This window comes from Microbacterium sp. CFBP 13617, assembly GCF_014839445.1.
In the GTDB taxonomy this organism is placed as follows: Bacteria; Actinomycetota; Actinomycetes; order Actinomycetales; family Microbacteriaceae; genus Microbacterium.
Genome location: NZ_JACYNW010000003.1, coordinates 486,126 through 501,056 on the forward strand (window position 1 = coordinate 486,126; position 14,931 = coordinate 501,056).

At 70.2% G+C, this 14,931-nt stretch carries 12 protein-coding genes; 4 read left to right on the top strand and 8 right to left on the bottom strand.

Translation table 11 applies throughout. The features are described 5' to 3' along the window. Positions 1–16: 16 nt before the first annotated feature. From IFU40_RS10760 to rfbA, 3 genes are all read right to left on the bottom strand, one after another. Positions 17–1,948, bottom strand: coding sequence for a rhamnan synthesis F family protein (locus IFU40_RS10760; RefSeq protein ID WP_191926308.1), 1,932 nt, complete (start codon positions 1,946–1,948; stop codon positions 17–19). Further along, positions 1,945–3,822, bottom strand: a complete 1,878-nt coding sequence (locus tag IFU40_RS10765) for a rhamnan synthesis F family protein (RefSeq protein ID WP_191926309.1) — start codon at positions 3,820–3,822, stop codon at positions 1,945–1,947. Before IFU40_RS10765 ends, IFU40_RS10760 begins: the two co-directional genes overlap by 4 nt. Before the next feature lie 70 nt (positions 3,823–3,892). Further along, the gene (gene rfbA, locus IFU40_RS10770; RefSeq protein ID WP_191926310.1) at positions 3,893–4,768 is read right to left on the bottom strand and encodes a glucose-1-phosphate thymidylyltransferase RfbA; all 876 of its coding nucleotides are present in this window, start codon (positions 4,766–4,768) and stop codon (positions 3,893–3,895) included. An 82-nt stretch (positions 4,769–4,850) separates the two neighbouring features. Here rfbA and rfbB point away from each other — a divergent pair, with 82 nt between their 5' ends. The 3 genes from rfbB to IFU40_RS10785 are packed head-to-tail and all read left to right on the top strand — an operon-like array spanning position 4,851 to position 7,731. Next, positions 4,851–5,849, top strand: coding sequence for a dTDP-glucose 4,6-dehydratase (gene rfbB / locus IFU40_RS10775; RefSeq protein ID WP_191926311.1), 999 nt, complete (start codon positions 4,851–4,853; stop codon positions 5,847–5,849). Positions 5,850–5,854: 5 nt separating this feature from the next. After that, positions 5,855–7,276, top strand: a complete 1,422-nt coding sequence (locus IFU40_RS10780; RefSeq protein WP_191926452.1) for a sugar nucleotide-binding protein — start codon at positions 5,855–5,857, stop codon at positions 7,274–7,276. Then, positions 7,273–7,731: a GtrA family protein gene (locus tag IFU40_RS10785; RefSeq protein WP_055834468.1), complete on the top strand. Its 459-nt coding sequence runs from the start codon at positions 7,273–7,275 to the stop codon at positions 7,729–7,731. Before IFU40_RS10780 ends, IFU40_RS10785 begins: the two co-directional genes overlap by 4 nt. 24 nt (positions 7,732–7,755) lie before the next feature. Here IFU40_RS10785 and IFU40_RS10790 read toward each other — a convergent pair whose 3' ends face one another. Both IFU40_RS10790 and IFU40_RS10795 read right to left on the bottom strand, forming a co-directional pair. Further along, positions 7,756–8,169: a DUF2304 domain-containing protein gene (locus tag IFU40_RS10790; RefSeq protein ID WP_055834466.1), complete on the bottom strand. Its 414-nt coding sequence runs from the start codon at positions 8,167–8,169 to the stop codon at positions 7,756–7,758. Next, positions 8,166–8,903, bottom strand: coding sequence for a glycosyltransferase family 2 protein (locus IFU40_RS10795; RefSeq protein WP_055834463.1), 738 nt, complete (start codon positions 8,901–8,903; stop codon positions 8,166–8,168). Before IFU40_RS10795 ends, IFU40_RS10790 begins: the two co-directional genes overlap by 4 nt. A 130-nt stretch (positions 8,904–9,033) precedes the next feature. On the opposite strand from IFU40_RS10795, the gene IFU40_RS10800 reads away from it, so the two are divergent. After that, entirely contained in the window at positions 9,034–10,554 is a 1,521-nt protein-coding gene (locus tag IFU40_RS10800) for a DUF2142 domain-containing protein (protein WP_191926312.1), read from the top strand. A gap of 137 nt (positions 10,555–10,691) precedes the next feature. On the opposite strand, the gene IFU40_RS10805 is transcribed toward IFU40_RS10800, so the two are convergent. The 3 genes from IFU40_RS10805 to IFU40_RS10815 all read right to left on the bottom strand — a co-directional run bounded on the left by IFU40_RS10805 (position 10,692) and on the right by IFU40_RS10815 (position 14,928). After that, positions 10,692–13,409 (bottom strand): hypothetical protein, encoded by a 2,718-nt coding sequence (locus IFU40_RS10805; RefSeq protein ID WP_342343512.1) that lies wholly within the window; start codon positions 13,407–13,409, stop codon positions 10,692–10,694. Next, entirely contained in the window at positions 13,406–13,936 is a 531-nt protein-coding gene (locus IFU40_RS10810; protein WP_055834456.1) for a hypothetical protein, read from the bottom strand. The genes IFU40_RS10805 and IFU40_RS10810 overlap by 4 nt, the downstream gene beginning before the upstream one ends. Positions 13,937–13,998: 62 nt before the next feature. Beyond that, entirely contained in the window at positions 13,999–14,928 is a 930-nt protein-coding gene (locus IFU40_RS10815; RefSeq protein WP_191926313.1) for a glycosyltransferase family A protein, read from the bottom strand. Positions 14,929–14,931 lie beyond the last annotated feature (3 nt).

A 14,931-nucleotide genomic window follows, 5' to 3' on the forward strand; every position in this document is an offset into this window, starting at 1 on the left:
TGCACGGGGTCTGAACTCACCGACGACGCAGTCGCTGTCGCGCGCGCCAGAGGCCCCCGCGGACACGCTCGGTGGAGGTGAATGCCCGATCGATGCGGTCGGCGGCCGAGGGACGGTGCAGCCGGACCCACATGTCGACGAAGTCACGGAACCGTCCCCACCCGATGTAGCCCGCGCGTCGGAGGAACTGCACCTGGTGCTGCGTGTCCTCGGGCATCGTGGCCGACATGTGGTCGAGGTTGTAGTCGAAGGCGGTGTAGCTCTTCGAGAGGTACTCGGGGGTGGCGATGGTCATCGAGTGGTACCCGAGCTCGCCGGCCGCGTAGACCGGCATCCGCTCGAGGATGTGCGCCAGTCCCCCGTCGACGTACGCCTCGGCACCGCCGAACTCGTCGTAGGTCCACTCCCGCTCCAGAAGCAGGCGCAGCGCCTGCGGACGGGCGAAGAACATCGACCCGAAGGGCGCGAGGGGCGAGACCTCGTCGAGCGGAACCCGGATGCCGAGCTCGGCGCACAACTCGGCCACCCCGGGCCGGTTCGCCCACCATCCGTGCCCCATGGTCGGGTGACCGAGGTGCACGGTGGGCGGGAACGCGAGCCCGAGCCCCGGCTGCTGCTGGAAGAGCGAGACGATGGTCGCTGCCTCGTGGGGGCCGCCGAGCAGGTTCTCGAACTGGTGGCGACGGAAGTGACGACCCATGTTCGCGCCGTCCTGCGGCGTCTTCTTCGAGTGGATCTTGACCACCAGGTCGTACCGGTCCGACAGCAGCACGTCGCGGCATCCGATGAGGAACGCCGCCTGGTCGCGGCCGTTGTTCGACGCGACCACCCGCACCTCGACGCGCCCGGGGAACCCCCGCGCGGCGATGATGCGCTCGATCTCGTCGGCGCGCTCGCGCTCGGGCGTCGTCACGATCAGGTCGACGTCGCCGGGCAGGTAACCCGCGCGATCGAGGATCTCGTCGGTCATCTCGACGTAGAAGATGTGCGCGAACACGGCCGTGCGCATCGGCTTCGACGGGTCGTAGCCGTCGTCGGTGGGCGAGAGCACGCGCAACAGGGCGGCATCGGCGTTCAGCACGCGCGGCTCGACGTTGCGTGCCAGGTCGTCGAAGATGAGCTCGACCGGGTAGCCGTTGCGCTCCACGGCCTCGAGGGTCCACTTGCCGACCACCGCGACGCGGTCGAGGAAGACCGGCCACTGGAAGAACGGCCGTCGCTTCAGCGTCGGGCACCCGGCGTCGATGAGCTGCTCGGCGTAGAGCACCGCGTGGTTCTCGATCTTGTCGGTCAGCGTCGGGAACGCGACCTCGCCCGAGAAACCCTGCTGGGTGAAGTGCTGGGTGAAGATCCCCTCGTGCTTGGTGACCGCGTCGGAGTACGTCGTCATCGCCGGGAGGTCGCGCCAGTAGGCGTCCCACTCGGGCGAGGTGAACATATTCCGACGCACGGCCACCCAGTACGACTGCAGGTGGTACGGCAGGTAGTCCTCGTCCTGCGTGAACGGGTGCGGTTCCACCCGCAGGTGGTCCGTCATGCCCCAGAAGTGCAGGGGGTGCGCGTTCATGCGCTCGAAGATCGGGCCGAACGGCCGGATGGGACCGAACCAGGTGTCGTTGACGAGCAGCAGCTCGTCGAACGACGACACGCGCTCCCCGACGGCGTCCAGACCGTGCTTGTAGCCCCAGATGTCGTAGCCCTCGTTGGGTCGCTCGAGGACCAGGTCGCCGACCGTCTCGAGCCGCGCGCGGCCCTGGGCGGTGAGCGGACCGTTCGAGACCACCACGATCTCGTCGCAGAACGCGCGCATGTGCTCGAGGGCGTAGAGCACGAAGTCGCCCACCTCGCCGCGACGGTCGAAGACGACGTAGATGAGCAGCCGCTTGCCGTCGGGAGGGAATGTGTCGGCCGGACGGGTCCAGTCTCCGATCAGCTCTGCGGTCTTCACGACGACACCTCTCGCTCCTTCTCGCCCCGTTCGCTGCGCAGACGCGAGGCGACACGGCGACCCGCCGACAGCACACGGTGGGCCCGCAGCGCCACGCGGTATGCGGGACGGAAGGCGTCCGCCACCCGCGGATGATTCGTGCGCACGTACATGCGCACGAGGGCGACGGTCCCGCCGTAGCCGGTGTAGCCGGCCCTGTGCAGGAACCCGATCTGCTCGACGGGCCACCCGCGGGTGGTCGAGAACATCTGGTCGACCTTGTACTCGAGCGCGGTGTAGCCGATCTCGGCGTGCGCGTAGTTCAGCACGGTGCGGCAGTAGTACCCGGCCTGCCCGGCCGCGGCGCTCACCAGGCGCTCCTGCAGGTGGGCGAGGTGACCGAAGCGCCGCTCGCCCTTCCAGCCGTAGTCGGCGAAGGTCCACCGACGCTGGGTCAGCACGCGGAAGGCCGCGGGACGCCCGACCCACATGCCCCCGTACGGCGCCAGCGGCGAGACGGCGTCGAGCGGCACGCGGATGCCGAGGCGCTTGCTCAGCCGTTCGGCGTGGGGTTCGAGCAGAGCCCAGCCGCGCCCCATCGTCGCGTAGCCGACGTGGATCATCGGCGGGAAGACGACGCCCAGTCGCTCTTCCTTCTCGAACAGCGACAACAGGTTGCGCACGTAGCCGGGGCTGCTGAGCAGGTTGTCGAACTGGTACCGGCGGAAGTACCGCAGCCGGTTCATCGTCTTCCAGGGTGCGCGGCGCATGTGCAGCTTGACGACCAGGTCGTACTGGTCGGACTGGATGACGTCGCGGCATCCGACGAAGTAGTCCGCCATGTCGCGGCCGGGGCTCTGGGGGGTCACGCGCAGCTCGTACGTGTGCGCGTTGGTCGTCGCCCACGCTTCGAGCAGACGCTCCAGGCGGGCCGCCGTGACGCCCTCGGTCGTCGTGATGAACACGGAGGCGCCCGACGGGAGGAACTGCAAGCGGCGCAGGACCTCGTCGATCTCGTCGACGTCGCTCACGTGCACGACCGCGGCGATCGACAGCGACGATCCCGCCTCGGGCTCGACCGCTTCGTCGGACAGCACCGAGAGCAGCCCCAGCGTGGTGTTCAGCGCCTTCGGAGCCACGCACGTCGCGAGGCTCGAGCGCAGCACGTCGAGCGGGTACCCGCGCTCGCCCATCATCGCGGCGATCTCGCTGCCGATGATCGCGAAACGATCGAGGAACGGCGGGTAGCTGGTGAACACCGCGCGGTCGACGAAGGGCACGTCGACGTCGAGCAAATCCTCGGGCGCGAACAGCCCGGGGTCGTGCGCGTGGAAGCGGGTGGTGTCGAAGGCCCGCTCGTGAGCGAAGCCCGCCGCGGTCATCTCCGCGACGAGCGAGCGTTCCCGTTCACTGGGGGCCGACGTCGGCCCCCACCACCGGTGCCACGCGGCGCTCTCGAACAGCGCGCGGCGGACCACGGTGAAGAACCAGGGCCGGTCGGCGATGGCGGGGAACCCCTCGCCCGGGAAGGCCTCGCGCGGCGGAGCCGCCGGCAGAACGTCCCAGACGTCGGCGGCGCTGTCGGCCATGCGCTCGAACAACGGAGCCAGGTCGGCCACGGGACCGAACCACGAGTCCCCGGTGAGCACGATCTCGTCGATCGCGGGCCACCGGCGGCGCAGACGTTCCATCGCGGGGGCGTACGCCTCCGAGTCGAACTCCTCGCCGTCGGTCTCGATGACGTCGTCGATCAGATCGTCGAGGCGGGCGCGGACCTCGGATGCCAGGGGCCCGGGGTGCACGAGGACGACCGCGGTCGACACGCGGCGCAACGCCTCGAGGGCGAGCACGCTGGTCTCTTCGATCCGGCCCGCCGCGCGCACGGCGTAGATCACGGCGCGCCCCGCGGAACCCGGACGCGCGGAAGCGGACGTCTCCTCGGTCAGAGGTGTCGTCCGCTCCGGCTCAGCGCTCGGCGCCATGTTCGAGAGCGCTGAGCAGATAGCGGCCGTAGCCGCTCTTCACCAGCGGCTCGGCGCGCTCGCGCAGCTCGTCGTCGGACAGGAAGCCCATGCGCCACGCCACCTCTTCGGGGCAGCCGATCGACAGCCCCTGACGCTTCTCGACCGTGCGGATGAACTCCGTCGCCTCGCTGAGCGAGTCGAAGGTGCCGGTGTCGAGCCACGCCGTGCCGCGCGGGAGCAGCTCGACGCTCAGGCGCCCCTGCTCGAGGTAGGTGCGGTTGACGTCGGTGATCTCGAGCTCACCGCGCGGCGACGGCCTGAGGGCCCGGGCGATCTCGATCACGTCGTTGTCGTAGAAGTACAGGCCCGGGACCGCGTAGTTGCTCTTGGGGTGCTCGGGCTTCTCTTCGAGCGAGACGACGCGCCCCTCGGCGTCGAACTCGACGACGCCGTAGGCCGTGGGGTCGGCCACGCGGTACCCGAAGACGACACCACCATCGAGGTCGCTGTACTGGCGCAAGCGCGTTCCCATGCCCTGGCCGTAGAAGATGTTGTCGCCGAGCACGAGGGCGACCGAGTCGGAGCCGATGTGCTCCTCGCCCAGGATGAAGGCCTGCGCGAGACCGTCCGGCGAGGGCTGCACCCGATAGGTGAGCGAGATCCCGAAGCGCGAACCGTCGCCCAGCAGCCGCTGGAACTGCTCGGAGTCCTGCGGCGTCGTGATGATGAGGATGTCGCGGATCCCGGCCAGGATGAGGGTCGACAGGGGGTAGTAGATCATCGGCTTGTCGTAGACCGGTACGAGCTGCTTCGAGATGCCCTGAGTGATGGGGTGCAGTCGGGAGCCCGTGCCGCCCGCCAGAATGATTCCGCGCATGAGGTCCAGTTTCCCCCATCCGGAGGCGCCTGCCAATCCGGGTGCCCCGCGATCGGCCCGGGCGCCCCGGTAACCTGTCGGTATGAGTCGTCTTCTCGTGACCGGTGGCGCCGGTTTCATCGGTTCCAACTTCGTGCACCACGTCATCGCGCACACCGACCACACGGTGACCGTGCTCGACAAGCTCACCTACGCGGGCAACCGCGCCTCTCTCGAGGGGCTGCCCGCCGACCGCGTGCGCCTGGTCGTGGGCGACATCGCCGACGCCGCCGTGGTCGACCCGCTCGTCGCCGAGGCCGACGCCGTGGTGCACTACGCCGCGGAGTCGCACAACGACAACTCGCTGCACGACCCGCGCCCCTTCCTCGACACCAACATCATCGGCACCTACACGCTGCTCGAGGCGGCGCGTCGTCACGACGTGCGCTTCCACCACATCTCGACCGACGAGGTGTACGGCGACCTCGAGCTCGACGACCCCGCGCGCTTCACCGAGAACACGCCGTACAACCCCTCGTCGCCGTACTCCTCGACGAAGGCCGGTTCCGACCTGCTCGTGCGCGCCTGGGTTCGCTCGTTCAGCGTGCGCGCGACCATCAGCAACTGCTCGAACAACTACGGCCCGTACCAGCACGTCGAGAAGTTCATCCCCCGCCAGATCACCAACGTGCTCCGCGGAATTCGCCCGAAGCTGTATGGCACGGGCGAGAACGTGCGCGACTGGATCCACGCCGACGACCACTCGTCCGCCGTGCTGACGATCCTCGACAAGGGCGAGATCGGCGAGACGTACCTCATCGGCGCCGACGGCGAGAAGGACAACAAGAGCGTCGTCGAACTGATCCTGCAGCTCGCGGGCCAGCCCACCGACGCCTACGACCTCGTCACCGACCGGCCCGGACACGACCTGCGCTACGCGATCGACTCCACCAAGCTGCGCACCGAGCTCGGCTGGAAGCCCACCTACGGCGACTTCGAGTCGGGGCTCGCCGCCACGGTCGACTGGTACCGCGACAACGAAGCCTGGTGGGCGCCCACCAAGGACGGCGTCGAAGCCTTCTACGCCAGCAAGGGACAGTGACCACGGTGTCCATCGAGTTCGGCAAGTCCCTGTCGGTGCGTGAGACCCCCATCCCGGGGCTCGTCGTGCTCGATCTGCCGGTCCACGGCGACGCCCGCGGCTGGTTCAAAGAGAACTGGCAGCGCGAGAAGATGACGGCCGCCGGGATCGAGCTGCCGGACTTCGGCCCGGTGCAGAACAACATCTCGTTCAACGACGCCGTCGGCACGACCCGTGGCATCCACGCCGAGCCGTGGGACAAGTACGTCTCGGTCGCCACCGGCCGGATCTTCGGCGCCTGGGTCGACCTGCGCGAGGGCGACAGCTTCGGCGCCGTGTTCACCACCGAGCTCGACCCGTCGACGGCGATCTTCGTGCCGCGCGGCGTCGGCAACTCGTACCAGACGCTCGAACCCGACACCGCGTACACGTATCTCGTCAACGACCACTGGTCGCCCGACGCCACGTACACCTTCCTCAACCTCGCCGACGAGACCGCGGCGATCGCGTGGCCCATCCCCCTCGACGAGGTCGAGATCAGCGCCAAGGACATCCAGCACCCGCGCCTCGCCGACGTGGTGCCCATGCCCCCGCAGAAGATCCTCGTGACCGGGGCGAACGGTCAGCTCGGCCTCGCGCTGCGCGCGGAGTTCGGCGACCACCCGTGGATCGAGTACGCCTCGCGCGCCGAGCTCGACCTCACCTCGCCCGAGCTCGACACCGCGCGCCGCTGGCGCGACTACGGCACGATCATCAACGCGGCCGCGTACACCAAGGTCGACGTGGCCGAGACGCCGGAGGGGCGCACCGAGGCGTGGGCCGCGAACGTCACCGCGGTGGCAGCGCTCGCCCGGATCGCCACCGCCAACGGCATCACCCTCGTACACGTCTCGAGCGACTACGTCTTCGACGGGACGAAGGACGGCGCCTACGCGACCGACGACTTCGTCTCACCGCTCGGCGTCTACGGCCAGACGAAGGCCGCGGGCGACGCCCTCGTGTCGGCGGTCCCCCGCCACTACATCCTGCGCACCAGCTGGGTGATCGGCGAGGGCAACAACTTCGTGCGCACCATGGCCTCCCTCGCCGAACGCGGTATCGATCCGCGCGTGGTCGACGACCAGGTGGGACGCCTGACGTTCACCGTCGACATCGCCGCCGCGATCCGCGCCCTGCTCGACACGCGCGCCCCCGCCGGCGTCTACAACGTCACCGGCCAGGGCGAACCGACCACCTGGTTCGACATCGCCCGCCGGGTGTTCGAGCTGACCGGTCACGACCCCGCGCGCGTCAGCGGCGTGAGCACCGACGAGTACTTCGCCGGCGCTCAGGGGCCGGTGGCGCCCCGTCCGCTGAACAGCGTGCTCGACGCGCGAGCGACAGAGGCCGCCGGTGTCCCGCTCGGCGACGCCGGCGTGCGACTGCGCGAGTACCTCGAACGCCCGTGAGCGACCGCGGGCGCCGGGGACCGGTCCACTCCGGTCCCCTCGCCCGCGCCGTGCGCCGCGTCTGGTCGCACAGCGCGGTGCGTTACCTCGTCGTGGGAGGAGGGGCGTTCCTCATCGACGTGGGCCTGCTGGCGCTGCTGCACGACGTGTTCGGGGTGGCCCTGGTCATCGCGACCCCCACGGCCTTCCTGCTCAGCTTCGCCGTCACCTTCGTACTGCAGCGGACCTTCACCTTCTCGTCCGACGCCGGCATGGCATCCAGCGCCCTGAAATACACCTCGCTCGTCGCCTTCAACACCGTCGCCACGACCGGCATCGTCGCGGGCATCGCGGCCCTGGGCTTGCCCTGGGTGGTCGGCAAGATCGTGGCGGTGGGCTCGACCACCGTCTGGAACTACTTCGCCTACCGGTACTGGATCTTTCCGGCGCGCCCGTCGGAGTCGCCCACGCCGTGAGTCGCGGCTGGCCCGCGCACCGCGTCAGGGGCGGTCGGGACCCTCGGTGGACGGCTGAGCGGGGCCCGGAACGGACCCGGCGCCCTCGAGCGCGTCGAGGCGTCGTGTCAGGGCCTCGATATCGGCCCGGTTGATCGCGGCGTCTTCGGCGAGCACGCGGATCTCTTCTTCGGCCTGCGACAGCTCCCACGACAGGTGCAGCGCCACGCCCACCAGCAGAACGATCGAGATCGCGAAGATCAGGTTGGCGGGAACTTCGACGCCCAGAAGGTGGGTGAGCTGAACAAGGAGCCCCGGGAAGATCGAGATCACCAGCAGGGCCAAACCGATCAGCAGCCACAGGGTGGCGTACTTCTCGCGGAGCTGCCGGCGCAGCAGCAGGACGACGATGATCGTCAGCACCACGACGGCGAACGCGATTCCCGCGATGACGATCATGCGCTCACTCCGGTCTTCGTTGCGGAACCCCGCATCATCGCGAGCGACAGGGCGAACACCGATCGCAGCAGGTACACGGCGGCGCCGAACGGGTTCTGACTCGGTCGCCCCGCGGCGCGCGGACGCATCGCCACGGGCACCTGCACGACGGTGAGACCGGCGTGCAGCGCGTTGACGAGGGAGTCCACCGTGTCGCCGAGGTACTCGGCCGGGTAGTAGACGACGTACTGGTCGATCGCGCGGACGTTGGCGGCGCGGAAGCCGCTCGTGACGTCGGTGAGGCGCGTGCCGGCGATGCGCGAGAGCACCGTTGCGAGCATGCGCATGGCCCACCAGCGCGGTCCTCGGGCGGCGTAGTCGCCGACGTCGGCGAACCGCGCCCCGATCGAGATGTCGGCGGACTCGAGACCGTCGAGCACCGCGGCGATGTCGCGCGGGTTGTGCTGGCCGTCGGCGTCGACCTGGATGGCCCGCGTATACCCGTGGCGCTGCGCGTAACGGAAGCCGGCACGCATGGCTCCGCCCACACCGAGGTTGAAGGGCAGCGAGAGGATCGTCGCCCCCGCCTCGCGGGCTCGCTGCGCCGTGTCGTCGTGGGACCCGTCGTCGACGACGAGGATGTCCCACCCCTCGGGCTGAGCGCGGATCTCCCGCACGGTGGGACCGACGCTCTCGCCCTCGTTCCAGGCGGGAACGATGACCAGAGTGCTCGATCGTGCCGCAGACATCGGCATCATCGTACCAGCGGGTCCGCCGTCGCCCGACGGACGCCGAGGGGGTGTGGAGGAGACGGCTTGTAAGATCGCACCGGCCGTCGCCGCCTTCACCATGCCGGTGAACGTCGGCCCCAGAGAGATCCACCCGATGCCTTCGTTCCCCCTCCGTCTGTCACTCCCCCGGCACCGTGTGCCCCACATCGCGGTCATCTTCGTCGCCCTGCTGGCGATGCTGCTGTCCGGCGCGGTCTTCCTGCCGATCGCCTCGGGTGCCGATGAGGCGGCGCACTACGTGTACGCCGCAGCCGTCGTGCGGGGGCAGGCGGGAATGCTCGAGCCCACCCTGCCGGCGCGGTTCGCGAACATGGACCTGCTCGCCGGCTGCATCGCCTTCCAGCCCGACGTGACCGCGGCCTGCCAGGGCCCGCTGCGCATCACCTCGACCGCCGAGGTGCTGGCACAGACCAACGCCGGGCTCTACAACCCGGTCTTCTACCTCTGGACGGGCCTGGGCACCCTGCTCGTTCCCACCGAATACGGTCTGTATCTGGCCCGCGGTCTGGCGGCGCTCGTCACGGCCCTCTTCCTCGCGTGGGGGCTGTCGCTGCTCGGACGCACCGCGCGCACCCCTCTGCCGTTGCTCGCGGCCTCGCTGCTGCTCACCCCGATGACGCTCTACGTCGGCATGGTGCTGAACCCCAGCGCCTGGGAGATCGCGACGCTCTTCGCCGCCACGGTCGCCGGCTTCGCCGTGGCCTGCGGTCCGCGAACCACCCGCTGGGGCGAGGAGCACACCCTTCTGCTCGCCGCGTCGTGCGTGCTCGTGGTCTCGCGCGGACTCTCGCCGCTGTTCCTCGCCGTCACCGCCGTGGCTCTGCTGCTGTTGGCCGGGGTGGCTCGCACACGCCGACTGCTGACCGATCGACGGGCCTGGATCGTGGCGGGCGGCATCGCCGTGGTCACCGGGTTCAGCGTCGCGTGGGTCGTCCTGCACGGAACGAACTACGTGGGCGTGCAGAAACCGGCGACCCTCGGCGACGGGCTCGCGGGGATCTCGGTGTTCTACTCGAACTACCACGAGCAGGTCACCCAGATGTACGGCAACCTCGGCTGGCTCGATCTGCGCAGCCCGAACATCCTGTCCACGTCGTGGATCCTGCTGCTCGGCGGTGTCGTCGTGCTCTGCTTCGGTCTCGCCTCCCGGCGGGCGCGGTGGGCGATCCTGCTCGCCTTCGCCTCGGCGACCCTCATCCCGGGCGTCCTGTCGGGCCTGCAGTGGTCGGGATACGGCTGGCAGGGGCGTTACACGATGCCGCTGGTCGCCGCCCTGCTGGTCATCGCGGCCCTCGCCGTCGATTCCGGGCCCGACCGCGTTCCGTTCGACGCGGGCGTGAACCGGCTCGTGGCGATGCTGCGGTGGCTGCTCCCCGCGTTCCTCGTGCTCGGGGTGACCGTCACGACCGTCCGCACGGCCCACCGCTACCTCGCCGGTGAGACCGCGGACTTCCTCGCCGCGTGGCAGTGGTCGCCCCCGCTGGCCGTGCCCCTGCTCGGCATCGCCTTCTTCGGCGGGCTGGCCGTGCTCACCCGCGCGCTCATCGTCCGCGGCGCCGACGAGAGCGAGCACGTGTCCGCCCTCCCCGATACGGCGAGCGCCACTCGAGGCTGACGCTCGCCCCCGCAGGGTCCCCGCTGCGCCGACGAGGCGAGGCCGCACGCACGCCGACAGAGCCGGCGAACGCGGAACGGGCCCGTCGATCGCGACGACGATCGACGGGCCCGTTCAGCGGTTCGGCTCGCCCTGCCTCAGCGGACCGTGACCGAGGTGCAGCCCAGCGACACGGGGGAGCCGCCCTTGTCGTCGACGACGCTCGCGCACACCCGCCGATTGCCCTTCGAGGCCGTCAGCCGCTGCTCGAAACCATGCGCCGACCCGGCGGCTGGGAAGGCCGCCCCCACGTCGGGCCGATTCTTGTCTGCCCGGACCTCGCGCGTCGTGCCGTCGATGGCGACCCGCACGGTCACGGGACCCTTCACGTCGGGGTCGAACGCCCAGCCCCGCACCGACACCGTGCCGGTCCCGCCGCTGGCCGCATCGAGACGGCCCACCGGGGCACCGGCCATGCCGGTCACGGTGCGGCAGCCCAGCAGAGGGTTGGCGCCGGCGGTGTTGATCGCGTAGATGCACACGCGCGAGGTGCCGACCGGGATCGGCACGTTCGTCTGATACCCGTGCGCCGAACCGTACGGCGGATACGCCGCGCCCACGTCGGGCCGGCTCCGGTCGGCGGTGAGCGCCGTGGCAGAACCCCCGACGTACACGTGGACGGCGATGGGACGCGCGGTGTCGGGATCGATCGCCCACCCGCGCACCGTGGCGGTCGTGCCCGAGACGCTCACCTCGTCGACGCTGCCGATCGGGGTGCGCCCCTCGTCGCGCGTGGTGATCGAACGGCATCCGAGATCGGTGTCGGGCCCACTGGTGTTGACGGCGGTGACGCACACCTTCGAGGGGCCGATGGGGATGTCCACCGCGCGCGAGAACCCGTGGGCCGCTCCGTACACGGGATAGGCGCCGGCCACGTCGGGGCGGTTGGCCTGGGCGGTGAGGCGGGTCACCTTGCCGTCGACCGAGATGCGCACCGCGATGGGACGCACGGTGTCGGGGTCGAGTGCCCAGCCGGTCACGGTGGCGCTGCGCCCCGAGACCGAGACCGACTCGAAGTTCCCGATGGGCGCGCGCCCCTGATCGGCCGCGGTGACGTCGCGGCACCCGAGGGTGGTGTTGGCGCCCGAGGTGTTGATGGCGTAGACGCAGACAGTGCTCTTGCCGGGCACCAGGTCGACGACCTCGGAGAAGCCGTGGGCGTTGCCGTACGCGGGGTAGGCCCCACCGACGTCGCGACGGGAGTCGTCGGCGGTGATGGCCCGACCGGCTCCGGCGACGTAGATGTGCACCGGGATGGACTTCTTCGTGTCGGGGTCGATCGCCCAGCCCGACACGCGGGCCGACGTGCCCGCCACGTCGACGGCATCGAGGCTGCCGATCGGCGCGCGACCGATGTCGCGCGAGGCCGGCGTCATGATGCTGCGACAGCCGAGGGTCGTGTTGTCGCCGCGACCCGTGTTGATCCCGTACAGACAGATCTGCTTCGCATCGAGCGGGACCTTCAGCGTCGCGCTGTAGCCGTGCTTCGTGCCGTGCACGGGGTAGTGCGTGGCGAGGTCGGTGCGCGAGCCGGAGGCGCGCAGGGCCGTCCCGACTCCGTCGACGTACGCGTGCACGTCGATCGACGAGGCCGTGTCGGGGTCGATGGCCCATCCCGAGACCGTGACCGAGCCCGACGAGACCTTGACCGCGTCGACCGCGCCCACCGGTGACCCGGTGTAGAACGGCATGTCGCGGCATCCGAGGGTCACGTTGGACCCGCGGGCGGTGTTGATGGCGTAGACGCACACCTGCCCACTACCCCCCTGGGTCACGGGAATGCGCGAATCGAAGCCGTGCCTGCTGCCGCTGCCGGGATAGGCCGAGCCCACATCGGGTCGGTCGCCGTCGGCGGTGAGCGCGGTGGCGTCGCCCGCGAGGTAGGCGTGCACCTGGATCGGGTCGGAGGTGTCGGGGTCGATCGCCCACCCCCGCACACGGATGCCGCCGGGGTACGCCTCGATGGCATCGAGGTTGCCGAAGGGGCGGCCGCCGGCCTGCGTCGAGCCGAACCAGTCGGAGTAGGTACGCCAGAAGTTGCGGTTGCCGTAGGCCGAGCAGCCGTCGCCCTCGCCGTAGAGATTGTTCAGCGCCGCCTGGTTGGGCACGTAGGGGGTGTAGATGTAGAGCCCCGCCGTGGCCTGGTTCTCGATGAAGACCCGCTCCGTGCCGCAGCTCGCGCTGGGGTTGTAGAGGATGTTGTTCCAGCGGCCCGCCTGGTAGCCCCACCAGCTGGGGTTCATGCGGTACACCTCGAACTGCCGGGCGCCGTAGTAGACCTGGTAGAAGAAGCCCTGGGTCGACGCGTCGCACGGCGCGGTGTCGGGGCAGCCCTGGCCGGTGGCCGCGGAGTAATTCCAGGCCGATGGGGCGGTCGAGGTGACCAGGCCCTGCTCCTTCTGCAGCAGGACGAGCAGCGCCTTCTGGCTGATCCCGCACGAGCGCGCGACCTTGTCGATGATGGTCGCGGCGCTCTCGTTGGCCGCGCCGGCGTACCCGTTGCAGTACTTGTCGGCGGGGCGGTCGTCGGTGTTCTGCCGGTAGTCCTTGAGGCAGGTGTAGCCCGACCGGCAGGTGGTGACCTTGCCGTTGAGGAAGCTCTGGATCTCGCCCGCGCCCATCGCCGAGCCGTCGTAGAAGACCGCGTCGTCGATGATGTTGCCCGGGTTGAAGTCGCGGGCGTCGGCCGCGGCGGCCGACTCGACCGGGGCGATCGTCGCGGGGAGGGTGACGGGCACCGCGGCCAGCAGCGCGATGGCGCAGGCCCACGTGGCGATGACCGCCGCAACGCTGCGGCGGCGCGACCGCTGCCTCACGGCGCGAGCTCGATCGTGGCCGTCTCGGACTGCGCGCGCAGGTTCGACGAGGAGTAGCCGACGTGGAACGCGACGTCGGCGGAGGTCGTGTCGACGGCGATCGACATCACGCCGCAGTAAGTGACGTCTTTCCCCTCGTTGGCGGAGACCGATACGGACGCCTGGGTGTCGTCGAGCGTCAGCGTGCAGGTTCCCCCCGATTCCGACACCCCGGGGACCATCGCGGTGACCTCGAGGTTGCCGTCGCGCACCTCGGACGTGATGACGAGCACCTCGCCGTTGTACGGGGCGTCGGCGGTGGCGCTCTCGGTGGGAGTCGGCTCGGGAGCCGCGGTCTCGGACGGCGACGCCGTCGGCGTCGGCGAGGCGGACGCCGTGGCCGACGCGGTCGGCGACGGGCTGGCCCCCGCCACCGGGGTGGCGCAGGCCGAGAGCGTCAGCACACCCGCCACGAGCAGGAGGCCGGGCAGCGCGACACGCGCGCGCCTCGAGCGAGACGGGCGGGCGGCGTCGAAAGCGTGCTTCACGCGTTCATTATGCGTGGCTTGAGTGACGGATGGGAATATTGCGTGGAATCGGTAAGCGGCCGTTATCGACGCCCGAGGCGGCGGCGCCACCCCCGCAGGCGCGAGAGAACCGGCTGGTGCGCGTCGATCTCGCGCCGCAGATCGTCGCGGATCTCGGCCCGCAGACGCTCTGCGACGCCGTCGAGCTGAGCGCTGAGTTGAGCCTGCAGGGACGCCATGTACAGCGGCAGACCGGCCCCCTCCCGCTGCACCCACTCGGCGAGGGCGCGGTCGCGCACGACGGCGTCGTCGCGGGCGTGCTCGGCGGCCAGGCCGAACATGCTGTTGGCGTCGAGCCCGACGGAGTCGGGGCGCTGCGTCCAGAAGGCCAGGGGCTCCCCGCCGAGGAAGCCGATGTCGTGCGCGCGCAGGATGCGCAGGTAGAAGTCCCAGTCCTCGACGGCGTCGAGGGTCTCGTCGTACCCACCGACCTCGTCGTGCAGCGCCCGGCGGTAGACGAACGAGATGGGCACCGCGCGGTTCACCGACATCATCTCGCCGAGTGAGATGCGGGCCATGCCCGCCCAGAAGGGGACCCGGCCGACCTCGACCCACGCGCCGCCGCGGTTCTCTTCGTAGACGATCTCGGTCGCCGTCGACACGGCCGCCTGGTCGGGGTGCGCGTCGAGCCACGCGCCGGTGCGGGCGAGGAACTCCGGATGCCACCGGTCGTCGTCGTCGTGCAGCACGACGTAGTCGGTGCGCAGGGAGCGGATGCCGGCGTTCGCCGCCGCGCAGCGCCCTCCGTCTCCCGGGGCGATGTGGACGACGTCGACGCGCTCGCCGAGCTCCGCGGCGGCGACGATCGCGTCGACCTCGGCGGGGTCTCCCCCGTCGTTGACGACGACGAGACGCCACTCGGTCTCGGTCTGGGCAGCGATGTCGGTCAACGCCCGTCGGAGGAATCCGGGACGGTGACGGGTGCGGACGACGATCCCGACGGGTGCAGGCATGCG